At 46.8% G+C, this 21843-nt stretch carries 22 protein-coding genes; 15 read left to right on the top strand and 7 right to left on the bottom strand.

Going from position 1 to position 21843, the window contains the following annotated elements; translation table 11 throughout:
• Window positions 1-180 precede the first annotated feature (180 nt).
• The 9 genes from A8L45_RS14920 to dinB all read left to right on the top strand — a co-directional run bounded on the left by A8L45_RS14920 (window position 181) and on the right by dinB (window position 8617).
• Window positions 181-1521, top strand: coding sequence for a Na(+)-translocating NADH-quinone reductase subunit A (locus tag A8L45_RS14920; protein WP_068903648.1), 1341 nt, complete (start codon window positions 181-183; stop codon window positions 1519-1521).
• A gap of 2 nt (window positions 1522-1523) precedes the next feature.
• Window positions 1524-2768 carry an NADH:ubiquinone reductase (Na(+)-transporting) subunit B gene (locus tag A8L45_RS14915; protein ID WP_068903646.1) on the top strand — a complete coding sequence of 415 codons (1245 nt, stop codon included), beginning with the start codon at window positions 1524-1526 and terminating at the stop codon, window positions 2766-2768.
• Window positions 2755-3537, top strand: a complete 783-nt coding sequence (locus A8L45_RS14910; protein WP_068903644.1) for a Na(+)-translocating NADH-quinone reductase subunit C — start codon at window positions 2755-2757, stop codon at window positions 3535-3537. The genes A8L45_RS14915 and A8L45_RS14910 overlap by 14 nt, the downstream gene beginning before the upstream one ends.
• Complete coding sequence (locus tag A8L45_RS14905) at window positions 3530-4162, top strand: NADH:ubiquinone reductase (Na(+)-transporting) subunit D (RefSeq protein WP_068903641.1); 633 nt, start codon at window positions 3530-3532, stop codon at window positions 4160-4162. The genes A8L45_RS14910 and A8L45_RS14905 overlap by 8 nt, the downstream gene beginning before the upstream one ends.
• A 6-nt stretch (window positions 4163-4168) precedes the next feature.
• Window positions 4169-4765, top strand: a complete 597-nt coding sequence (gene nqrE / locus A8L45_RS14900) for an NADH:ubiquinone reductase (Na(+)-transporting) subunit E (protein WP_068903639.1) — start codon at window positions 4169-4171, stop codon at window positions 4763-4765.
• Window positions 4766-4796: 31 nt separating this feature from the next.
• Window positions 4797-6020 carry an NADH:ubiquinone reductase (Na(+)-transporting) subunit F gene (gene nqrF / locus A8L45_RS14895; protein WP_068903637.1) on the top strand — a complete coding sequence of 408 codons (1224 nt, stop codon included), beginning with the start codon at window positions 4797-4799 and terminating at the stop codon, window positions 6018-6020.
• A gap of 130 nt (window positions 6021-6150) precedes the next feature.
• Window positions 6151-7167, top strand: a complete 1017-nt coding sequence (locus A8L45_RS14890; RefSeq protein ID WP_068903668.1) for an FAD:protein FMN transferase — start codon at window positions 6151-6153, stop codon at window positions 7165-7167.
• A gap of 10 nt (window positions 7168-7177) precedes the next feature.
• Complete coding sequence (gene nqrM / locus A8L45_RS14885; protein ID WP_068903635.1) at window positions 7178-7399, top strand: (Na+)-NQR maturation NqrM; 222 nt, start codon at window positions 7178-7180, stop codon at window positions 7397-7399.
• A 144-nt stretch (window positions 7400-7543) separates the two neighbouring features.
• A complete protein-coding gene (gene dinB / locus A8L45_RS14880; RefSeq protein ID WP_083228355.1) occupies window positions 7544-8617 on the top strand; it encodes a DNA polymerase IV in 1074 nt (357 codons plus the stop codon).
• Between the two features lie 80 nt (window positions 8618-8697).
• Here dinB and A8L45_RS14875 read toward each other — a convergent pair whose 3' ends face one another.
• From A8L45_RS14875 to A8L45_RS14870, 3 genes are all read right to left on the bottom strand, one after another.
• Window positions 8698-9480, bottom strand: a complete 783-nt coding sequence (locus A8L45_RS14875) for a ligand-gated ion channel (RefSeq protein ID WP_217492164.1) — start codon at window positions 9478-9480, stop codon at window positions 8698-8700.
• A 117-nt stretch (window positions 9481-9597) separates the two neighbouring features.
• Complete coding sequence (locus A8L45_RS25030) at window positions 9598-9837, bottom strand: hypothetical protein (protein WP_217492163.1); 240 nt, start codon at window positions 9835-9837, stop codon at window positions 9598-9600.
• 356 nt (window positions 9838-10193) lie between these two features.
• Window positions 10194-11666, bottom strand: a complete 1473-nt coding sequence (locus A8L45_RS14870; protein WP_068903631.1) for an aminoacyl-histidine dipeptidase — start codon at window positions 11664-11666, stop codon at window positions 10194-10196.
• A 382-nt stretch (window positions 11667-12048) separates the two neighbouring features.
• On the opposite strand from A8L45_RS14870, the gene A8L45_RS14865 reads away from it, so the two are divergent.
• From A8L45_RS14865 to A8L45_RS14840, 6 genes are all read left to right on the top strand, one after another.
• Window positions 12049-13335, top strand: a complete 1287-nt coding sequence (locus tag A8L45_RS14865) for an NCS2 family permease (protein ID WP_068903629.1) — start codon at window positions 12049-12051, stop codon at window positions 13333-13335.
• Between the two features lie 55 nt (window positions 13336-13390).
• Window positions 13391-13849 (top strand): xanthine phosphoribosyltransferase, encoded by a 459-nt coding sequence (gpt, locus tag A8L45_RS14860; protein ID WP_068903627.1) that lies wholly within the window; start codon window positions 13391-13393, stop codon window positions 13847-13849.
• Window positions 13850-13974: 125 nt separating this feature from the next.
• Window positions 13975-15228: an esterase FrsA gene (frsA, locus tag A8L45_RS14855; protein WP_068903666.1), complete on the top strand. Its 1254-nt coding sequence runs from the start codon at window positions 13975-13977 to the stop codon at window positions 15226-15228.
• Window positions 15229-15365: 137 nt separating this feature from the next.
• Entirely contained in the window at window positions 15366-15770 is a 405-nt protein-coding gene (gene crl / locus A8L45_RS14850; protein ID WP_068903626.1) for a sigma factor-binding protein Crl, read from the top strand.
• Window positions 15771-15875: 105 nt separating this feature from the next.
• Window positions 15876-17006: a glutamate 5-kinase gene (proB, locus tag A8L45_RS14845; RefSeq protein ID WP_068903624.1), complete on the top strand. Its 1131-nt coding sequence runs from the start codon at window positions 15876-15878 to the stop codon at window positions 17004-17006.
• A 30-nt stretch (window positions 17007-17036) separates the two neighbouring features.
• Window positions 17037-18290 (top strand): glutamate-5-semialdehyde dehydrogenase, encoded by a 1254-nt coding sequence (locus A8L45_RS14840; RefSeq protein ID WP_068903621.1) that lies wholly within the window; start codon window positions 17037-17039, stop codon window positions 18288-18290.
• A 63-nt stretch (window positions 18291-18353) separates the two neighbouring features.
• On the opposite strand, the gene lipA is transcribed toward A8L45_RS14840, so the two are convergent.
• The 4 genes from lipA to A8L45_RS14820 all read right to left on the bottom strand — a co-directional run bounded on the left by lipA (window position 18354) and on the right by A8L45_RS14820 (window position 21743).
• Window positions 18354-19319, bottom strand: coding sequence for a lipoyl synthase (gene lipA, locus A8L45_RS14835; RefSeq protein WP_068903619.1), 966 nt, complete (start codon window positions 19317-19319; stop codon window positions 18354-18356).
• Entirely contained in the window at window positions 19316-19903 is a 588-nt protein-coding gene (lipB, locus tag A8L45_RS14830; RefSeq protein ID WP_390336091.1) for a lipoyl(octanoyl) transferase LipB, read from the bottom strand. Before lipB ends, lipA begins: the two co-directional genes overlap by 4 nt.
• Before the next feature lie 200 nt (window positions 19904-20103).
• Window positions 20104-20373 (bottom strand): DUF493 family protein YbeD, encoded by a 270-nt coding sequence (gene ybeD, locus A8L45_RS14825; RefSeq protein WP_068903614.1) that lies wholly within the window; start codon window positions 20371-20373, stop codon window positions 20104-20106.
• Between the two features lie 203 nt (window positions 20374-20576).
• On the bottom strand, window positions 20577-21743 hold the full coding sequence (locus tag A8L45_RS14820; RefSeq protein WP_068903612.1) for a serine hydrolase: 1167 nt from the start codon (window positions 21741-21743) through the stop codon (window positions 20577-20579).
• Between the last annotated feature and the right edge of the window lie 100 nt (window positions 21744-21843).

The raw sequence follows: 21843 nt of genomic DNA, 5'->3' as shown, positions 1-21843 counted from the left end.
GTTCTTTGGTTAATGATAGAATGCCGACCCTGTAAAATGCCGCTGGCTGTCGAGACATCCAGTCAGGCTAATGGAAGTAAGTCTTATTGATGGATATTCGTTCGGTAAGACAGTGCAAGGTCGTGTATAAACTGCGCAATCAAAAGTATTCTTTTTCCCGTTAATGTAGTGCAAGTGCGTATGATTACAATAAAAAAGGGTTTGGATATCCCAATTTCTGGGGCTCCTGCTCAGGTGATAAATGATGGCCCAGCCATCACTAAAGTCGCCTTGCTTGGCGAAGAATATGTTGGCATGCGTCCTACGATGCATGTTCGCGTTGGAGATGTAGTAAAAAAAGGTCAAATTCTTTTTGAAGATAAAAAGAATGCTGGCGTTAAATTTACTGCTCCGGCTGCGGGTACTGTGGTTGAGATTAACCGTGGTGCTAAACGTGTTCTTCAGTCAGTGGTCATTGAGATTGCTGGCAACGAGCAAGTCACTTTTAATAAGTACGAAGCAAAAGACATAGCCTCGCTTGACCGCAAGGTAGTCGTTGAGCAACTCGTCGAATCAGGTATGTGGACGTCGTTCCGTACCCGACCATTCTCAAAAACGCCTGCTATTGATGCGTCGCCAGCAGCTGTATTTGTTACTGCGACTGACACCAACCCGTTATCTGTTAATCCGGAGCTGGTGATCAATGAGCAACAGGAAGCGTTTGTAGCGGGCCTTGATGCCATTTCCTGCCTGACTGAAAACAAAGTGTATGTTTGTAAGGCCGACGTGACGTTGCCAAGCAGCACTCAGTCGAATGTCGAGGAAAGGGTATTTACCGGTCCGCACCCAGCAGGTCTTGTGGGTACTCATATCCACCACCTGCGTCCAGTCGACATGAATGTACAGGTTTGGCATCTGAATTATCAGGATGTTATCGCTATCGGTAACTTGTTCCTGACGGGTGAAGTCTACACAGACCGTGTCATTTCGTTAGCTGGCCCAGTTGTTAATAAGCCACGTTTGGTCCGTACAAATCTTGGTGCATCAACTGAGCAACTAATTGAAAACGAATTGATGCCAGGTGAAGTCCGTATTATTTCCGGCTCCGTACTAAGTGGTACACAAGCTGGCGGTTCCCACGGATATCTGGGTCGTTACCACCTTCAGGTGTCTGTCCTGAGCGAAGGTCGCGAGAAAGAATTGCTAGGCTGGATCACTCCGGGTAAGAACAAGTTTTCTGTTACCCGAGCGTATCTGAGCACTTTCTTCAAAGGCCAGCTTTTCAACATGACAACCACCACAAACGGCAGTGAGCGCTCAATGGTTCCAATTGGTAACTACGAGCGAGTAATGCCTCTGGATATCGAACCGACAATGTTACTTCGTGACATTTGCGCCGGTGACCTTGACAGCATGGCCCAACTGGGCGCGCTGGAATTGGATCCAGAGGATCTGGCTTTATGTACTTTTGTTTGCCCTGGCAAATACGAGTACGGCCCGATGCTCCGTGAGTGCCTGGACCAAATTGAGAAGGAAGGGTAACCATGAGCCTGAAAGATTATTTAGAGAAAATTGAACCTAATTTTTTACCTGGTGGTAAGCATGAGAGATGGTTTGCGCTGTACGAAGCAGCCGCAACTATATTCTATACGCCAGGTCTGGTAACCCATAAGGGTTCCCATGTCCGCGATAGCATCGACCTGAAGCGCATCATGATTATGGTGTGGTTGGCCGTATTCCCAGCAATGTTTTGGGGTATGTACAACTCAGGTAACCAAGCGATCATTGCACTGACTCACTTGTATCAGGGCGATCAACTGGCGACTGTTATTGCAGGTAACTGGCACTATTGGCTGACTGAGTCAATGGGCGGCAGCATATCCGCTGACGCAAGCTGGGTCAGTAAAATGTTGCTGGGCGCTACCTACTTCCTACCGATTTATGCAACCGTGTTTATCGTGGGTGGTTTCTGGGAAGTGCTGTTCTGTATGGTCCGTAAACACGAGGTTAATGAAGGTTTCTTCGTTACGTCGATTCTGTTTGCTTTGATCGTTCCGCCAACTCTGCCATTGTGGCAGGCTGCGCTGGGTATCACCTTCGGTGTTGTTCTGGCGAAAGAAATCTTTGGTGGTACTGGCCGTAACTTCCTTAACCCAGCGCTGGCTGGCCGTGCGTTCCTGTTCTTTGCCTATCCGGCACAGCTATCAGGCGACCTCGTATGGACTGCTGCCGATGGTTATTCTGGCGCGACAGCGTTGAGTCAATGGGCTTCTGGTGGTCAAGGAGAACTGGTACACAACGTAACAGGTCAGACTATCACCTGGATGGATGCCTTCATTGGTAACATTCCTGGTTCAATCGGTGAAACCTCAACACTGGCTTTGGCTATTGGTGGTCTGTTCATCATTGGTCTGGGCATTGCGTCATGGCGCATCGTGCTGGGTGTGCTGATTGGTCTAGTGGCGACAGCGACCCTGTTCAATGTTGTTGGCTCTGACACTAACCCAATGTTTAACATGCCTTGGCACTGGCACCTTGTTCTGGGTGGATTTGCGTTTGGTATGTTCTTTATGGCAACCGATCCCGTCTCTGCTTCATTCACCAACAAAGCGAAATGGTGGTATGGCATTTTGATCGGTGCAATGGCTGTAATGATTCGTGTGGTTAACCCAGCATACCCAGAAGGTATGATGCTGGCTATCCTGTTCGCGAACCTGTTTGCACCGCTGTTCGACAACCTGGTTATCCAGGGCAACATCAAACGGAGACTGGCTCGTGTCAAGCAATAACGATAGTTTTAAGAAAACGCTGACAGTTGTAATCTCACTGAGCCTAGTGTGCTCAGTGATTGTATCGATGGCGGCAGTATTTCTGCGCCCTCAACAACAGGAAAATGCGCGCCTGGATGTTCAGCGCAACATTATCGCCGTGGCTGGTCTCGCTGGCGACACCTCGAACGTTACTGAAATGTTCGACAAGTACATTGAAACCAAGCTGGTTGATTTGAATACTGGTGAGTATAGCAATGCAGTAGATGCAGCATCGTACAATCAAAACCTTGCTGCAAAAGAGGCGGATAAGTCAGTAGCACTTACGCCTGAGCAAGACAAAGCTAAGATCTTACGTCGTGCCAACCTTGCTAAGGTTTATTTGGTGAAAGACGACAAGGGCAACACGACTCGCATGATCCTGCCAGTACATGGCAACGGTCTGTGGTCGATGATGTACGCGTTCGTTGCTATCGAAACCGACGGTAACACAGTGGCGGGCATCACTTACTACAAGCAAGGTGAAACTCCGGGACTTGGCGGTGAAGTTGAAAACCCTCGCTGGCGTGCGCAGTTTGTGGGCAAAGAGCTGTTTGATGATAATGGTCAGCCTGCATTAAAAGTCGTTAAAGGCGGTGCACAACCGGGTGATGTTCACGGTGTAGATGGCCTTTCAGGTGCGACTCTGACCAGTAATGGTGTTCAGGGCACGTTTGATTTCTGGCTTGGCGACAACGGTTTCGGACCTTTCCTAGCTAAGGTTCGTAATGGAGGCCTGAACAATGGCTGAAGCGAAAGAACTTAAAAAGAATCTGTGGGCACCAGTCCTAGATAACAACCCGATTGCCCTGCAGGTACTCGGTGTTTGTTCGGCACTGGCAGTTACCACAAAGCTGGAAACAGCGTTCGTAATGACTATCGCAGTAACGTTTGTAACTGCTTTCTCGAACCTGTTCGTTTCGGCTATTCGTAACCATATACCTAACTCAGTGCGTATCATCGTCCAGATGGCGATCATTGCATCGCTAGTTATCGTGGTTGATGAAGTGTTGAAAGCCTATGTGTATGACATCTCTAAACAGCTGTCAGTATTCGTTGGTCTTATCATTACTAACTGTATCGTTATGGGTCGTGCTGAAGCATATGCGATGAAGTCTGCTCCTTTACCGTCATTCATCGATGGTATTGGCAACGGTCTTGGTTATGGTTTCGTCCTTGTTACTGTTGGTTTCTTCCGTGAGCTGCTGGGTTCTGGCAAGCTGTTCGGTATGCCTGTAATGCCTTTGATATCTGAGGGTGGTTGGTATCAGCCTAACGGTCTGATGCTGCTGGCACCTTCTGCGTTCTTCCTGATCGGTCTTCTGATCTGGGGTATTCGTAGTCTGAAACCAGAACAAGTCGAAGCGAAGGGGTAAGACGTCATGGAACATTATATTAGTCTGCTGGTTCGTTCGATTTTTATCGAAAACCTGGCATTGTCTTTCTTCCTTGGAATGTGTACGTTTCTGGCCGTTTCGAAGAAGGTAAAGACGGCATTCGGTTTGGGTGTTGCGGTAACTGTCGTTCTTGCAATCGCAGTACCGGTTAACAACCTTATTTACACCAATGTTCTGCGTGAAAATGCGTTGGTTCAGGGCGTCGATCTGACGTTCCTTAACTTCATCACCTTTATTGGTGTAATTGCGGCGCTGGTACAGATTCTTGAAATGATTCTGGACCGTTTTTTCCCGCCACTGTATAACGCACTGGGTATCTTCCTACCGCTGATCACAGTTAACTGTGCAATCTTCGGTGGTGTATCCTTCATGGTACAACGTGATTACAACTTTGCTGAGTCTGTAGTATACGGCGTAGGCTCAGGTATCGGCTGGATGTTGGCAATTGTGACACTTGCGGGTATCCGCGAGAAGATGAAGTATTCTGATGTACCACCTGGACTCCGTGGTCTGGGTATCACCTTCATCACTGTCGGTCTGATGGCGTTAGGCTTTATGTCTTTCTCCGGTGTACAACTGTAAGTCGGGTAAACCGCGAATTAAGGTATAGTCAATGGACATTATTCTTGGTGTTGTGATGTTTACTCTTATTGTACTGGCACTGGTTTTGGTGATTTTGTTCGCCAAATCCAAGCTGGTACCATCAGGTGACATCAGCATTCTCATCAATGGGGATGCAGACAAAACAATTAACACGCCAGCTGGCGGTAAGCTGCTGAGTGCGTTAGCAGGTTCAGGTATCTTTGTATCATCTGCATGTGGTGGTGGTGGTTCTTGCGGCCAGTGCCGTGTGAAGATTAGCTCTGGCGGCGGTGATATTCTGCCGACTGAGCTCGACCACATTTCGAAGGGTGAGGCTCGTGAAGGTGAGCGTCTAGCCTGTCAGGTTGCAGTAAAATCTGACATGGAAATTGAATTGCCTGAAGAAATCTTTGGTGTGAAAAAGTGGGAATGCTCTGTTATCTCTAATGACAACAAAGCGACCTTCATCAAAGAGCTTAAGCTGCAAATTCCGGATGGTGAATCTGTGCCGTTCCGCGCAGGTGGTTACATCCAAATTGAAGCACCTGTGCACCACGTTAAATACGCAGACTATGATATTCCTGAGGAATACCGTGGCGACTGGGAGAAATTTAATCTCTTCCGTTACGAGTCTAAGGTGAACGAAGAAACGATTCGTGCTTACTCAATGGCTAACTATCCAGAGGAAGAAGGCATTATTATGTTGAACGTGCGTATCGCTACGCCGCCGCCTAATAATCCTAATGTTGCTCCGGGTATCATGTCATCGTACATTTGGTCTCTGAAGCATGGTGATAAAGTAACCATTTCTGGGCCGTTCGGTGAGTTCTTCGCGAAAGATACTGACAACGAGATGGTTTTCGTGGGCGGTGGTGCAGGTATGGCGCCTATGCGTTCACACATCTTTGACCAGCTCAAACGTCTGGGCTCCAGCCGTAAGATGTCTTTCTGGTACGGTGCTCGTTCCAAGCGTGAAATGTTCTATGTAGAGGACTTTGACGGCTTGCAGTCAGAAAACGACAACTTCGTTTGGCACTGTGCATTGTCTGATCCGCAGCCAGAAGATAACTGGGACGGTTACACTGGCTTCATTCACAATGTCCTTTATGAAAACTATCTGAAAGATCATGAAGCGCCGGAAGACTGTGAATATTACATGTGTGGTCCACCGATGATGAACGCGGCCGTTATTGGCATGTTGAAAGACCTCGGTGTTGAAGACGAAAATATTCTGTTGGATGACTTCGGTGGCTAGATAAGCTATTGAAATAATGGATGTATGGCTGACCTGTTTGGGTCAGCCATTTTTCGTAAAGGGCAGAAGAAACAAGGATGCTATTCAGTTATTTTTTCTGGAATCTGTCTCGCAAAATGTGGAATACGTGATGAAAAAAATCTTCTTACACATAGGCCTGGTTATCGGTCTAATGTTGTCTGTCGCTGGGTGTGACAAAGCACCTGAGCTTGTTCATCTCAAGGGCTCAACAATGGGAACCTACTATTCAGTGAAATTCACTGATGAGGGGAATCTTCCTGATGCCAAAGCCATCCAGGCTGAAATTGATAAGCGCCTCGAGCTGGTCAACGACCAGATGTCGACGTATAGAAAGAATTCTGAACTGAGCCGTTTCAACCAGTCAAGAGACTCAAAGCCTTTTGAAGTATCTGCAGACACTGCCAAGGTGATAACGGAAGCACTTCGTATAAATAAACTCACCGAAGGCTCACTGGATATCACCGTGGGACCCTTGGTTAATCTTTGGGGTTTTGGTCCTGAAGGCCGACCTGATCGTGTACCATCGGCAGAGCAGATAGCTGAGCGCCGTGCGATAGTCGGTATAGAACATTTGTCTGTTGATGGCAATAAATTGGAAAAAGACATCCCTGAGCTCTATGTCGATCTTTCGTCAATTGCGAAAGGTTATGGCGTGGATGTAGTTGCTAATTATCTTGCAAGCATCGGGGCACAGAATTACCTGGTAGAAATCGGTGGTGAATTACAGCTTAAAGGTCTGAATCAAGAAGGCAAACCGTGGAAAATTGCTATCGAGAAGCCGACTGCTGGTCTTCAGTCTGTACAGGAAATCATCGCACCGGGTGATATGGCTATGGCCACTTCGGGTAGTTATCGTAACTATTTTGAGGAAAATGGTGTACGCTATTCTCATACCATAGATCCTAAAACAGCCAACCCGATCAAACACAGATTGGTATCAGTGACTGTTCTGGATAAGTCATGTATGACCGCTGACGGTCTCTCTACTGGCTTTATGGTGCTGGGAGCGGAAAAAGCGCGTGAACTGGCAAACAAAGAGAACATTCCTGCCTTCTTTATCGTGAAGACAGATGAAGGTTTCGATGAGATTGCGTCAGACGCGTTTGCTAAGTATTTGTCTAAATAAGGGTCACTGAATGTCTGTGTTTTTTGTGACATTCTCTATCTTCTTGCTCGTCATTGGCGGCATGGCGATTGGTTACATAGTTCAGCGTAAAACTATCAGCGGAAGCTGCGGAGGTCTTGGACCTTTGGGTATTGAAAGGATTTGTAACTGTCCCGAGCCCTGTGATGCACGTAAAAAACGTGAAGCAAGAGCTGCAAGAGCAGAGGAATGGAAGAGAAACCAAATCCTCTGATGTCGTAAGGAAAGCCGCCTACGGGCGGTTTTTTCTTGTCTGCAATATTTACGTTATTTCCTTCAAAGACTTGCCATATTCCACTTTCACATATTTGATTAACACTGTATAAATAAACAGTCTTGAAACGTTAATACTCTGTCTATGAGAAAGATCATCCACATTGATATGGACTGCTTTTTTGCCGCAGTGGAGATGCGAGACGATCCATCGTTAGCTTCTATACCTCTGGCGATTGGTGGTTCTGAAAAGCGTCGGGGAGTGATTTCTACCTGCAATTACATAGCCCGAGAGTACGGGGTACGTTCTGCGATGGCGACAGCACACGCATTACGCCTTTGTCCAAACCTCAAAGTTGTCCGTGGTAACATGGCGAAGTACAAGGCCGTTTCTCTTCAGATTCGTGAGATTTTTTCTCGTTACACCGATAAAATTGAGCCTCTTTCTCTAGACGAAGCCTACCTGGACGTAACAGACAGCACCCTCCACCAAGGCTCTGCGACGCGAATTGCGGAAAGTATTCGAGCCGATATTGTTAATGAACTCAGGCTGACAGCGTCAGCTGGCGTTGCTCCAGTGAAGTTTGTTGCTAAGGTTGCATCTGATATTAATAAGCCAGATGGAATTTGCGTTATACCACCTGCCGCAATTGATGATTTTGTTCAAACACTGCCGCTTGAAAAAATTCCGGGAGTAGGAAAAGTCACATTAAAAAAGCTCCACGGTCTTGGCCTGTATTCCTGCTCAGATGTGCAAAAATATGACAGCACTGAGCTAGTAAAACAATTTGGTAAATTTGGCTATTCACTCTGGAAACGCAGCCACGGTATTGATGACCGGGATGTTGAGACTCACCGAGAACGAAAGTCCGTGGGCGTTGAACGCACATTGGCCCAAGATATAAGTACACAGCATGAATGTTTGGCCGTCATGGAGACCCTTTACGATGAGCTTGAAAAGAGGTTGGCTCCAGTGTTGGCGGAAAGAGAGATTAATCGGCAGGGTATAAAACTCAAGTTTTCTGATTTTCAACAAACTACCGTCGAACATCGTCAGGATGTCTTTAACAGGGAAGTATTTCCATTACTACTCAGAGAGGCCCTGGAGAGACAGCAGGGGCGTGGAATACGTTTAATTGGCCTATCTGTAGGCCTTGCATCGAAAGCCTCTCAGAATCAACAGCAGCTCAGTTTTGACTGGGATCGAAAAAGCACATGACGACATGCTTTATTTCACCCTGTCTTTATCTATTGCATTTCAACAGATCTAGTGGCGATACGTCACCTTAAAACACAACCCTATCTGACTGAGAGTGTGATGCCTACCAATGCGATTAATGTAAGAGGCCAGTACCCCTGTTTGGCAATAATGTTATCCCCATAATGAATAATCCTCGCCCAGCGCGCCCTGACTGAAAAGAGATAAGCATTCGTCGAAGCTAATGCCAACAAGCAGTACATTAAAATATAAAAGTACTCGATATATACGATGCCAGAGCCCGGAAATTCTTCCCTCAACTGAATGTGTGCAAGCATCACAACAAAAAATAGGGCTGAACAGGCACTGATAAAACCTGACATCGTAAAACCAAATCGGCTCTCTAGATGCTCTTTATCCGTGATCGTTAATAATGCTGAAAACAGGAGTGTTGCGACTAAAAATAAGGGAAGAAGGTAAACGATAAAGGCATTCTCAAATTTTCTTTTCAGTAAAACATTAAAGTGCAACTCAGGAAATCCATTCTGGCCTATGTACGCGCTATTACCAAAGTTACTGTCGTAATTTGAATATCGGTAATTAAAGTATGTGTTGTCGCTTTCCCATGTGCCAAGAACAATATCCTTTTCTAGACCGAATGTTTCAGTTGAGCTAACTGATTTATAAGCGTCAAAATCCGGGACTAATACTACATTACGGTAAAAATCTTTTGCCCATAGGTGAATCCATACTGTCTTATGATCAAATGGATAAAGTGAATAATCAAAATATTGTCGTAAAGTTGCCTCAAAAGACCAGCCGATAACTTCAATATTATTTTCTTTAATACGGTATTTTTCCGTTATCTTTGTTTCTGAATTCACTTGTTAGGGTAATTCAAAGCCAACTTCTCCCGGTGCCGGCTTTATTTCGTCATGTATTCCATCCTCATAGTGCTGCCAGATATAGCCCGATAGCGTCACATCAGAAGCATTTTTAAATTATAGAGACTGGATAAAAATACCTGTTTTAACCTGTAACATAGGTTCACTCTGCTGAGTCTGCCAATCAGCCAGTGCATTATCAACATCACTGTCATTCACCAGTTGAAGCGGTCTTGCATGCTCATTGTTCATGCCAACCCAGAGGCTTATTAACGTAATCACCAACACCAGAGAAATGCATGTAGATATTATCCAGCCAATCGAATGCTTGGATAAATATAACTTTCCTATTGTCACAAGTGGATTCCCGTAAACGAATGGATGACCCTGTAGTGTGATTCGAAGTCTGAGTCACAGGGATGCTAATCAAGTTGGTTGTACTTTAACGCCACAGCGTTTATCCGAAAGATGACAGCTTTATGTGTAGGGGAAAGATCACGAAAAAAATTACGCTTTTTCATGATGTTAAATGTTTAAATGCGAAGGGTTGTTTGCAAGTTTAGAAACAGTATTTTCGGGATACGCTTTCTACATGACCTACAGGTAGGCAGTAAACGAGTGTTTTGGTATTCGAGCCAATGACAGTAACGACTAATCCTGTGTTACAGGCAAGAAAAAAGCACTCCGGAGAGTGCTTTTAAACGCTGAGATTGTTAACTTTTTTCTGGAATGGCTTTCAGCATTGCCAGCATTTGTTCCCAGAATAGAGCAACCGTTTTTATCTCCACTTTCTCATCCGGAGAGTGAGGGAATTTAATGGTCGGGCCGAAAGAGATCATATCCATTTCGGGATACGGTTCTTTGAATAACCCACACTCAAGACCTGCATGGATCACCATAATATTGGGGACACGACCGTAAATGTCTTGATATGTCTGACGGAAAATCTTCATTACCTGTGAGTCAGCATCAGGCTTCCAGCCCGGGTATGCACCACTGAATTGAGATGCGGCACCTGCCAATTCAGCCAGCGAAGCGAGCATGCTCTCAACGCTCTGTCGACCGCTGTCAGTGAGAGAGCGGATCAAACAAAGCACAGTGACTTGCTCAACGTCTGTGCTGATCACTCCCATGTTCAGTGATGTTTCAACCACTCCTTCAATATCATCGCTCATACGGATAACGCCATTAGGACACGCGTTGACGGTGGCAATGACACGTGCTTGGTCGGATAAGCTCAATGCGTTTAGAGCGGCCTCTGAATCAACCACAGTCAGTTCGATACTGTCTTCAATGCTTCCTAACTCCGCTTTTAGCGTCTGCTGGAACTGCTCAAAGCAGGCAATCAGTTTTTCTGTTTGCTGTGATGACAGGGCGATATCTGCAGCTGCCTCACGCGGGATAGCATTGCGAAGCGTGCCGCCTTTTAACGACAGCAGGCGCAACCCAAGATCATCGCTGTGGGCGGCAAGAAAACGGCCGAGCAATTTGTTGGCATTTGCGCGACCAGTGTGGATGTCGCATCCAGAGTGACCGCCTTTAAGTCCCTTAATCTGTAGGCGACGGGCAACATAGTCTCCTGCCAGTGTTTCCCGCTCAATATTGAACGTCATAGAGGCATCCACGCCACCGGCGCAGCCCATATAGACTTCACCTTCCTGCTCTGAGTCAGTGTTGAGCAGAATATCGCCCTGAAGCCAGTCTGCCTGCAGGCCAAACGCACCCGTCATGCCTGCTTCTTCATCTATAGTCAGTAATACTTCAAGCGGACCGTGCTCAATGGACTTGTCTGCCAAAACGGCAAGGCAGGCAGCCATGCCCATACCATTATCAGAGCCCAGCGTGGTGCCTTCAGCCGTTACCCACTCGCCATCGATATAAGGGCGAATAGGATCGCGTGTAAAGTCGTGGTCTGTCTCTTCATTTTTTTGCGGCACCATATCAATGTGCGCCTGCAAGACCACGCCTTTACGATTTTCCATCCCAGCACTGGCGGGTTTGCGGATAAGTGCGTTTCCTACCTTATCTCGCTCAACCTCCAGGCCTTCGCCTGTTGCCCATTGAATAATGTACTGTGCCAGCTGTTCTTCATGCTTTGAAGGGTGTGGAATAGAACAAATTTTATCGAAAAACTGCCAGACGGGTTGTGGTGATAAATGACTGATTTCAGACACGTATAGCTCCATAATCTTTGCTAACAACCGTTGTTTACCGAGAGTCGCTCTTAAGTACAAGAGCAGAAAGAACGATTGTTCTGGTTACTGTTGTTTACAGAATATCACTGCTGCACCATCAGTTATAGGGCAATCAAACCTGCGGGGATGGTGATGGTAAAAAATGGTATGCGTCTCAGATATTGCGTTAGTAATCAAAGGCGGTGATCGCGCAACAGTAGGTGTGAAAGGTACAGAAAATCAAAAATCCAAAGCATGCTTGATGATGATATCACTTTCAGCTGGAAATTTTGGTAACCCGACGGTACTATGCGCGTAAATTTTAAAGCAAACGTTTTCCTTTGCTTTTTTGCTGCCAAGTATACGTTTTAAACACTTTCAAGGAATCCATTCTATGCTAGAGCGCCTTTTTAAATTAAAAGAGCACGGCACCGATATTCGCACCGAGATGATTGCAGGCCTTACTACCTTTCTTACCATGGCCTATATCATTTTTGTTAACCCACAGATTTTGTCAGAAACAGGGATGGATCGGGGAGCTGTTTTCGTAGCGACCTGTATTGCGGCAGCAATCGGCTGTTTTATCATGGGTTTTGTTGCTAATTACCCAGTGGCTCAGGCACCAGGTATGGGGCTCAATGCCTTCTTTACCTACACAGTCGTTTTCCAGATGGGTTACTCCTGGCAGGTTGCTCTGGCTGCTGTCTTCTTATCCGGTGTGTGCTTTATTTTGCTTAGCTTATTTAAAGTACGTCAGTGGATCATCAATTCTATTCCAGTTTCGCTTCGTACCGGTATTACAGCTGGTATTGGGATGTTTCTCGCCCTCATTGCGCTGGAAAACTCACAGATAGTTGTTGATCATCCAGCAACGCTTGTTGCATTGGGTGACATTACTGCATTTGGTCCTGCCATGGCCGCGCTAGGCTTTTTCCTGACCATTGGTTTGGTAAATCGAGGCGTTAAAGGGGCAGTGATGTTGGCTATTCTGATTGTTACCACGATCAGCGTATTGGCAGGCCATGTTGACTATAATAGTGTGATATCTGCACCGCCGAGCCTGATGCCGACGTTCATGCAACTGGATTTTGCTGGCGCATTTGAGGTTGGACTTATCTCAATTGTGTTCGCTTTCCTGTTCGTGGATTTGTTCGATACAGCGGGTACATTGGTTGGTGTGGCACAGAAAGCCAACCTGATGGATGAAAATGGAAACGTTCCCCGTCTCGGCCGTGCGCTGTTTGCCGACAGTACAGCAACATCGGTAGGCGCACTTCTGGGAACATCAAATACGACCTCATACATTGAGAGTGTTTCCGGTGTAGCCGAAGGCGGCAGAACCGGATTAACCGCCGTTGTCGTTGGTTTACTGTTTCTTCTGGCGCTGTTTTTCTCGCCGCTGGCGGGTATGGTTCCTGCCTATGCGACAGCGGGAGCGTTGTTCTACGTTGCGATTCTTATGATGTCAGGTCTGGTGAATGTGAACTGGCGAGACCTGACTGAAGCGGCCCCCGTTGGCGTAGTCTGTCTGATGATGCCTCTGACGTACTCGATAGCCAGCGGTATTGGTCTAGGATTTATATCCTATTGCGCAATAAAAGCGCTCAGTGGCAAAGCTAAAGACGTTCATATCAGTATTTGGGTGCTTGCAGTACTCTTCTTGCTCAAGTTCTACATGTAAACCAGAAAGAAGTCATCTCTGACTCTCTGGTTAACTTGGTATTAAAGGTTAATTTATGACAACAAAATTCGTGATCACTTGGGACAACATGCAGATGTACACCCGTCAATTGGCAGAAAAACTTCTCCCTGCCGATCAGTGGAAAGGCATCATAGCAGTGAGCCGTGGCGGTTTAGTACCTGCCGCTATCTTGGCCCGGGAACTGGGTATCCGCTATGTCGATACAGTCTGCATCTCAAGCTATGATCATGATCATCAGCGCGATATGCGAGTTCTGAAGCAAGCCGATGGTGACGGTGAGGGATTTATTGTCGTTGACGACTTGGTTGACACTGGCGGTACGGCTGAAGTTGTCCGTCAAATGTACCCTAAAGGCAAGTTTGTCACTGTATGTGCCAAGCCAGAGGGCAAGCACCTCGTTGATGACTATGTTGTCGATATTCCACAGGATACCTGGATTGAACAACCATGGGATATGGCAGTGACATACGTCGATCCCATCAGTAAAAAGTAAGTAAATACATACTCTGAAAGCCCCTCTATGGGGCTTTTTTTGTATCTATTGTTGAACTGTTGCTTCCTCAAGTTACACGGTCTGATTTACACTGTGGAAAAGCAGTAATGAAATTGGAGACCGGCTTGTCTGAGGCTTATACCGAAAATTTATCCGAGACACTTTTTAACAACTATAGGCATGCTAGGGAAACCTCGGTTATCGTCGGAACTGATAAAAAACATGTCGGCAAGGTCAGCCAGGCGATTGATGGCATCAGTAAAACGGGCTGGTACCGTGTGCTTCGCCGCCCTCAGTGGATATGGCAGGGTGTCGATCCGATTGAGATGGAGGCAACACTGGCAAAAATTGCGGCATCCAATAACCAAAGATCGGATGATATGTTGCTTGATACTGTTGTCGGCTATCGTCCGGGTAACTGGATCTATGAATGGTCCACGGTAGCCATGTCATATCAAAAGAAAGCGCAACTTTGCTATGAGGCTGGCGAGAAAAAGCGCGCTGCAGAACTCTGGATGAAAGCGTCCACTCACTTCAGCATTGCAGCATATCCCCATCTTAAAGGTGATTCCCTTGCAGCACAGGCTGAAATACTGGCAAAGCAGGCTTTTACCTTAGCCACTGAAAACCTTCCAACGAAAGTTAAAACTATTGAATTTACCCATCAGGGTAAGCCTGTCAAAGGCATGTTATACCTGCCTCATACTGTCTCCCCTCTGCCTGTGGTCATAATAAGTGGTGGACTTGAGACACTCCAGACCGAGCTGTGGCAAGTATTCACTGACTACTTTGCTGAGCAGGATGTTGCCCTTCTGACTCTGGATATGCCGTCTGTGGGGTATTGCTCAGATCATCAATTGTCACAGGACAGCAGTTGTCTACATCAGGCTATGCTTCAACACCTCCGCAAGGTGCCATGGGTTGATCATAACCGTGTCGGCTTTCTGGGTTTGCGATTTGGCGGCAATGCCGCAGTCAGAATGGCATTTGTCGAGCCTGACAGGGTGAAAGCCTGTGTGTCATTGGGTGGTATCGTTCACAGTGTCCTTAACGATCAGAAAAAACTGTCTGCGGTACCTTCTATGCATCTGGATATGTTGGCTTCACGTCTGGGACGGAGATTGGTGACGGGAACATTACTGACATCACTAAGGGCGTTGTCTCTCAAAAATCAGGGGCTGTTAGCTGGTCGGCGAACTCAGGTGCCTGTGCTGGCAATCAGCTTGAAAAATGACCCTGTTTGCCCTGAGTCGGATAACAGACTGATTGCGACTTATAGCCAAGGCGGAAAGGCCATTACCCTACCAAATAAACCGCTGCATGATGGTTATCACAGTGCGATGCAGGAAACAGTTCAATGGTTTGCAAAGCACTTGTGATCGATATCAGTTAAATGTTGATCTTTGGATGATCAAAAGCCCATAGGTCGTTGGTGAAAAAGAAATTTCAGTATCAGCGTGATATACCCATAGAACAGATAACAACAATGTAAATCAAATTCTTTGGGAGTTTTGCTATGGCTGAAGATACTGTGATCCTTTCACATGGAAGATTGCTGACTCGCTTTGCGGCGCTGGGTCCTTACCTCAGGCAGAAAAAATCCAGCCCAGACACCTACTTTTTTGACTGCTTGTCGGCGTGTGTTAATGCTAAAAAAGCGCCTGAATCCCGTGAGTTTTGGGGCTGGTGGTTGGAATTAAGCGCAAGGGAAGGCGGCTTTGATTACAACTACTGGTTTGGAAAGTTTGACGATAAAGGTAACTGGCAGGAAGAGACGGTGCCAGCCAAATCAAGTGATGAGGTCGTTGCAACACTGGAGAGTTTCTTCACTAAAATTCGTGGTTTTGTTGAAGGTGACTTGCAACTTACAGTGACGCCAGCTGGTAATCTTGCACACCCCAAACTTGGTGAAGACGCCTGATCATTCCTGTTTTTTTGTGATTTCGCGCTTTTACTTGTGATCTTTGCCCGGGATTGATAAAAGATTGATTATATAAACATCATTTATAATCCCAGGGCAGGGTCAGTGAATACAGAAAGCGTTAAAAATACATCTTCCCAGACTATCGTTGTCAAACTCGGCACCAGTGTACTGACAGGGGGTACCCTAAGCCTTGACCGGGCACATCTGGTCGAGCTAATACGCCAGTGCGCCCATCTTATCCGCGATGGACATAAAATCATCATAGTCACATCAGGGGCTATCGCCGCTGGTCGTGAACATCTTGGTCATCCTCAACTTTCTGATACGGTTGCAAACAAGCAAATGCTGGCCGCTGTCGGCCAGAGTAGCCTTATTCAGGCGTGGGAAAATCTGTTCGGTATTTACAATATCCACATTGGCCAGATGCTGCTGACCCGGGCCGATCTTCATGACAGAGAACGTTATCTCAATGCCCGCGATATGCTTCATGCATTGCTCGACAACGGAATAGTGCCAGTCGTCAATGAAAATGATGCAGTTGCAACGAGCGAAATCAAAGTAGGTGACAACGATAACCTATCAGCGCTGGTTGCCATTTTAGCTGAGGCTGACAAGCTCTTGCTGTTAACTGATCAGCCTGGCCTGTTCACCGCTGACCCGCGCAGTAATCCGAATGCTGAGTTGATCCGTGAAGTACACACTATCGACGAGACGCTTCATAAACTGGCCGGTGGCAGTGTAAGCGGGCTGGGTACGGGAGGTATGGCGACTAAACTTCAGGCTGCAGATGTCGCGCGCCGGGCAGGCATTGAAGTGACCATTGCAGCGGGAAGTCGACCGGAAGTTATTGAGCATCTGGTAGTCGATAAGCCCGCTGGTACGCGTTTTCTCCCGTTGGCATCACCACTTGAAAGTCGGAAAAAATGGATTTTGGCCGGCCCCCCGCCAGAGGGAGATATCAGGATTGATGATGGCGCTGCCAATGCGGTACTTAAGCGAGGCAGTAGCCTTTTAGCAAAAGGTATTACCGATGTAACTGGACAGTTTGATCGCGGAGCGGTTGCCCGAATTTGTGATAATAAAGGGAAACTACTGGCCCGGGGTATTTGTCGCTATTCAAGCCATGATTTAAATCGGATCGCCGGAAGTCACAGTCAGGATATCGCTGGTATTCTCGGTTATGAATATGGCCCGGTTGCCATTCATCGCGATGATTTGGTTGTCATAGATTAGAAAAACAGAACTTACAGGCAGGGATTTAGAATGAGTCTGAACGAAATGGGTTTTGCCGCCAAAGAGGCCGCATACGCACTGGCGACTGCAGCAACAGCCCAAAAAAACAGGGCACTGGCAGTCATTGCTGATGAGCTCGCGATTAACAAAGCAGCGATACTCGCGGCGAATGAAAAAGATCTTGAAGCAGGGCGCGCGTCAGGGTTGCCGGAAGCGATGCTTGATAGATTGATGCTTAATGATGCACGACTCGATGGCATCATTGCAGATGTGCGCAATGTGATCACTCTGGATGATCCGGTAGGCAGTGAAGTGGACTGTAAGGTGTTGGAAAATGGCATGACGCTGAGTAAACGCCGGGAGCCTATCGGGGTGATTGGGGTGATTTATGAAGCTAGACCTAATGTCACTATAGATATCGCCTCTCTTTGCCTGAAAACAGGTAACGCCAGTATTTTACGAGGTGGTAAAGAAACGTTTCATTCTAATATGGAACTGGTAAAAGTCATTCAGACTGCGCTTGAGAAAGCAGGCCTTCCTGCTGCGTCTGTCCAGTATATTGAAAAGCCTGACCGTGAACTTGTGACTGAGCTGCTTCATCTTGACCAATATGTTGATATGATTATTCCAAGAGGTGGTGCGGGGTTACACAAGATGTGTAAACAAAACAGCACCATCCCTGTGATCATTGGCGGTTTTGGTATCAGTCATATCTTCGTAGATGAAAGCGCAGATTTGCAGAGGGCACCTGATGTCATCATTAACGCTAAAATTCAGCGGCCTTCTGCCTGTAACGCGTTGGACACCTTGTTAGTACACCGTGCTATTGCGCAGCCTTTACTCTCTGCTCTTTTGCCATCATTCAACGACAACAACGTAGCTCTGGTGGCAACAGAAGAGGCCATGCCATTGTTGTCTGGTGCGGAAACACTCAGGGCTTCTAAAGAACAAGACTTTGATACTGAGTGGTTGAGCAACACGTTGGGAATTACATTGGTTGATGATGTGAATGACGCGCTCACTCATATGAGAGAGCATAATGCCAGTCATTCAGACGCTATTCTGACCAATGATCTGGCTGCGGCAGAGGCATTTATTAATGGTGCAGGTTCAGCTGCTGTGTATGTGAATGCATCGACACGTTTTACTGACGGCGCACAGTTTGGCCTTGGTGCCGAGGTAGCTGTGTCCACTCAGAAGCTACACGCACGTGGTCCAATGGGATTAACCGAGCTGACGACCTATAAATGGGTGGGTAAGGCCGATTATTTACCAAGACCTTAGTAGTGACTGGTAACGAAATAAAAAAGGGACGCACTTGCGTCCCTTTTTTGAATATTCTGGCTGCTATTTAATTTCTACGCCCTGAGCCTGCAGGTCAGCATGGTAAGACGAACGAACAAAAGGACCGCAAGCTGCATGGGTGAAGCCCAAATCCAGCGCGATTTCTTTCAGTTCATCAAATTCCTCTGGCGGTACATAACGCTCCACGGGAAGGTGATGACGACTCGGAGCGAGATATTGGCCCAGCGTTAACATGGTCACGCCATGTGCACGAAGGTCTTTGAGTACCTCAACAATCTCTTCTTTGGTTTCACCCAGCCCCATCATCAGACCTGATTTGGTCGGAACGTCAGGGTGCATTTCACCAAATTTCTGAAGAAGCTGAAGCGACCATTTGTAGTTTGCTCCCGGGCGCGCCTTGCGGTAGAGGCGAGGGGCCGTTTCCATATTGTGGTTGAAGACATCTGGCGGATTGTCCTTCAGGATATCCAGTGCTTTGTCCATCCGGCCACGGAAATCAGGTACCAGTGTTTCGATACGGATATTCGGATTTAGTGCACGAATTTCGCGATTACAATCTGCAAAATGCTGAGCACCACCATCTCTTAAATCATCACGGTCTACCGATGTCAGCACCACATACTTGAGCGCCATATCTGAGATGGTTTTCGCCAGCTTTTGCGGCTCATCAGAGTCTGGTGTCAGTGGACGGCCATGGGCAACGTCACAAAATGGGCAACGTCTGGTACAAATTGCACCAAGGATCATAAAGGTTGCCGTGCCATGGTTAAAACACTCAGCCAGATTAGGGCATGAAGCTTCTTCGCAAACCGAGTGAAGTTTATTTTTGCGCAGAGCAGACTTTATTTCCTGAATGCGCTTGCTGTCCGAAGGCAGCTTAATCTTCATCCACTCCGGTTTACGAAGCATCTCTTTTTGCTCAGTCGGTACATTTTTGACCGGGATGAGCGCCATTTTATCTGCATCACGGTATTTGACACCGCGTTCCATCTGGATCGGTTTGCTCATGGTTTGTTGCTTTCCATTTGGGACTCCACATTGTCATAGCCAAGTGAGGAAGTCAGTTTATTTATTAATACGGGTTGAACGTCAGTTAAGGATGACGGTCCGCCTAAATCAACTATCTGTGTCATGGCCATGCCAGCATAGCCACAGGGATTGATTCTCAGAAATGGATTCAGATCCATGTTGACGTTCAATGCAAGGCCGTGGAACGAACATCCTTTTCGGATTCTGAGACCAAGAGAGCATATTTTATTATCACCGACATAGACGCCAGGTGCGTCAGGACGGGCGCAGGAGGAAATCCCAAAGTGTTCCAGTGTATCGACCACTGCGTTCTCGATGCAGCTGACCAAATGGCGCACACCAATTTTATTACGTTTTAAGTCAATAAGGATATACACTACCTGCTGACCGGGGCCATGAAAAGTCACCTGACCACCCCGGTCACTCTGGACGACAGGAATATCGCCAGTGTTCAGCAAATGTTCGTCTTTGCCCGCCTGTCCCTGAGTAAATACAGGGTCATGTTCAACGAACCAGATCTCATCAGTGGTTTCACTGTCTCGCTCTGCAGTAAATTCGTGCATAGCGTTGAATGTCGTCTCATAGGGCTGACGACCGAGTTGACGTACGATTAGGCGTTTTAACAGCAAATCTTCACCTGATTATTAAACAGAATGGCAGCCATGCAGCTGCCACTCGTGCGTCCTGCTTATCGCTGCCTATTATAACGACAGACGGCTGAATATTCAGCCGTCTTTACGATTAATAATGTCCTTTGATGCAGTTACAGCACCATACGTACGATATCGATCTCGCCGAGTTCTTTGTACAGCGTTTCAACTTGCTCGATTGAAGTGGCTGTGATTGAAACAGAAACTGAGTTATACGTCCCTTTTCCGCTTGGCTTCACTGCAGGCGTATAGTCACCCGGTGCGTGGCGTTGTATCACTTCTAATACCAGATCGGGCAATTCAGGTTTAGCGTAACCCATCACTTTGTAAGTGAATTTACAAGGGAACTCCAACAGATCTTTCAATTTTGGTTGTTCTTGCATGATTTCTCCGAAAAACCAAGCTTCGGCATGGCTTTAAAATTGACGTATTGTCGCGTTCAAGCGATATGAGGTGAATAGTAATGCCACATGTACTAGAAAACAAGACTGGGCGCCGTATCGCGTAATACGTGCGCCGTAAGAGGATGGGTACGAGGAGCTGGGCTGAGCTTTACACTTATGTGATTTTTACTTCTAAGCGCCTATTAGAACAGGTTTTTCGCCAGTAAAATGGTGTAGTCAGTCAGTCGGCTAAATAAACCACCCTCATCAATATTCTCCATGGCTATCAATGGGAAGTCTGCAATATCTTCGCCATCAACGCGGTAGAAGAGTGTTCCTACGATATCGCCCTGCCTAATTGGAGCTTCTAGATTTCTATCAAGTTCAAAGTTGGCTTCAAGGGCGCGAGCTTTTCCTCGATGAAGGGTTACATATGTATCTTCTTTCACACCCAGTGCAATGGTGTCTTTGTCACCCATCCATACCCGCTCACTGACAAATGTCTCGTTGGCTTTATGGGGAGAGAGAGTATCAAAGAATCTGAAGCCGTAATTAAGCAGTTTTTTACTTTCGGCCTTACGCGCATTGGCACTTTTTGCTCCCATCACGACTGAAATAAGGCGCATCTTTCCTTCAGTAGCAGATGTGGCCAGGTTATATCCGGCCTCGCTGGTATGCCCCGTCTTAATGCCATCGACATTCAGGCTTTTGTCCCATAACAGGCCATTGCGGTTGTATTGAGGAATCTCATTAAAGGTAAACGCTTTTTCTTTATAAATTGCGTATTCTTCTGGGACGTCACGAATAAGTGCCTGACTTAACAGGGCTAAGTCATAAGGGGTGGAGTAAATCCCCTCGCTGTCCAAACCATGGGAGTTGGTAAAGTGGCTGTCCCGCATGCCAAGTGTCTCAGCCCAACTGTTCATCAGACCAACAAATGAATCTTCGGAGCCCGCAACGTGCTCGGCCATTGCAACACACGCATCGTTACCAGACTGAATAATAATTCCACGGTTAAGGTCAGCGACTTTTACCGTTTTACCCACTTCAATATACATTTTGGAACTGCCGGGGAAGTTTCTCGCCCATGCGTTCTCGCTGATCACTACGTCGTCATCAAGACTGATATTGCCCCGTGCAACCTCCTGACCAATCACATAGCTGGTCATCATTTTGGTCAGACTGGCGGGTTTCAGTTTCTCATATTCATTATTAGCAGCCAGTACCTTGCCTGAGTAGTAGTCCATCAGGATATATCCTTTGGCTGCTATTTGAGGCGGATCGGGAACAACACTGGGAGCGGCCTGTGCACTGGCTGAAAACACAAACGACATTGCCAGAGTAGTGAAAATACGAGCAGATAATTTCATAGATATTGGCATTCTTTAATATGTGCTAGAAGTGAGAATCGCTATCACTATATCAAAGGAAATTTCTTATGGCTGGGTCAATCGTGCCGAGTGACGTACA

It is taken from the genome of Veronia pacifica (assembly GCF_001707825.1).
GTDB classification, from domain to species: domain Bacteria; phylum Pseudomonadota; class Gammaproteobacteria; order Enterobacterales; family Vibrionaceae; genus Veronia; species Veronia pacifica.
Note: the sequence above shows the minus strand (reverse complement) of the source record. Positions and strands in the feature narration are given on the sequence as shown.

Excerpts from the sequence above, each read along its gene's own strand:
- A8L45_RS14890 (WP_068903668.1), top strand. The coding sequence starts at position 6,151 with ATGAAAAAAATCTTCTTACACATAGGCCTGGTTATCGGTCTAATGTTG.
- A8L45_RS14865 (WP_068903629.1), top strand. The coding sequence starts at position 12,049 with ATGCTAGAGCGCCTTTTTAAATTAAAAGAGCACGGCACCGATATTCGC.
- nqrF (WP_068903637.1), top strand. The coding sequence starts at position 4,797 with ATGGACATTATTCTTGGTGTTGTGATGTTTACTCTTATTGTACTGGCA.
- lipA (WP_068903619.1), bottom strand. The coding sequence starts at position 19,319 with ATGAGCAAACCGATCCAGATGGAACGCGGTGTCAAATACCGTGATGCA.
- nqrM (WP_068903635.1), top strand. The coding sequence starts at position 7,178 with ATGTCTGTGTTTTTTGTGACATTCTCTATCTTCTTGCTCGTCATTGGC.
- A8L45_RS14870 (WP_068903631.1), bottom strand. The coding sequence starts at position 11,666 with ATGGAGCTATACGTGTCTGAAATCAGTCATTTATCACCACAACCCGTC.
- crl (WP_068903626.1), top strand. The coding sequence starts at position 15,366 with ATGGCTGAAGATACTGTGATCCTTTCACATGGAAGATTGCTGACTCGC.
- A8L45_RS14915 (WP_068903646.1), top strand. The coding sequence starts at position 1,524 with ATGAGCCTGAAAGATTATTTAGAGAAAATTGAACCTAATTTTTTACCT.
- A8L45_RS14820 (WP_068903612.1), bottom strand. The coding sequence starts at position 21,743 with ATGAAATTATCTGCTCGTATTTTCACTACTCTGGCAATGTCGTTTGTG.
- lipB (WP_390336091.1), bottom strand. The coding sequence starts at position 19,903 with ATGCACGAATTTACTGCAGAGCGAGACAGTGAAACCACTGATGAGATC.
- gpt (WP_068903627.1), top strand. The coding sequence starts at position 13,391 with ATGACAACAAAATTCGTGATCACTTGGGACAACATGCAGATGTACACC.
- dinB (WP_083228355.1), top strand. The coding sequence starts at position 7,544 with ATGAGAAAGATCATCCACATTGATATGGACTGCTTTTTTGCCGCAGTG.
- A8L45_RS14920 (WP_068903648.1), top strand. The coding sequence starts at position 181 with ATGATTACAATAAAAAAGGGTTTGGATATCCCAATTTCTGGGGCTCCT.
- ybeD (WP_068903614.1), bottom strand. The coding sequence starts at position 20,373 with ATGCAAGAACAACCAAAATTGAAAGATCTGTTGGAGTTCCCTTGTAAA.
- A8L45_RS14840 (WP_068903621.1), top strand. The coding sequence starts at position 17,037 with ATGAGTCTGAACGAAATGGGTTTTGCCGCCAAAGAGGCCGCATACGCA.
- nqrE (WP_068903639.1), top strand. The coding sequence starts at position 4,169 with ATGGAACATTATATTAGTCTGCTGGTTCGTTCGATTTTTATCGAAAAC.
- A8L45_RS14905 (WP_068903641.1), top strand. The coding sequence starts at position 3,530 with ATGGCTGAAGCGAAAGAACTTAAAAAGAATCTGTGGGCACCAGTCCTA.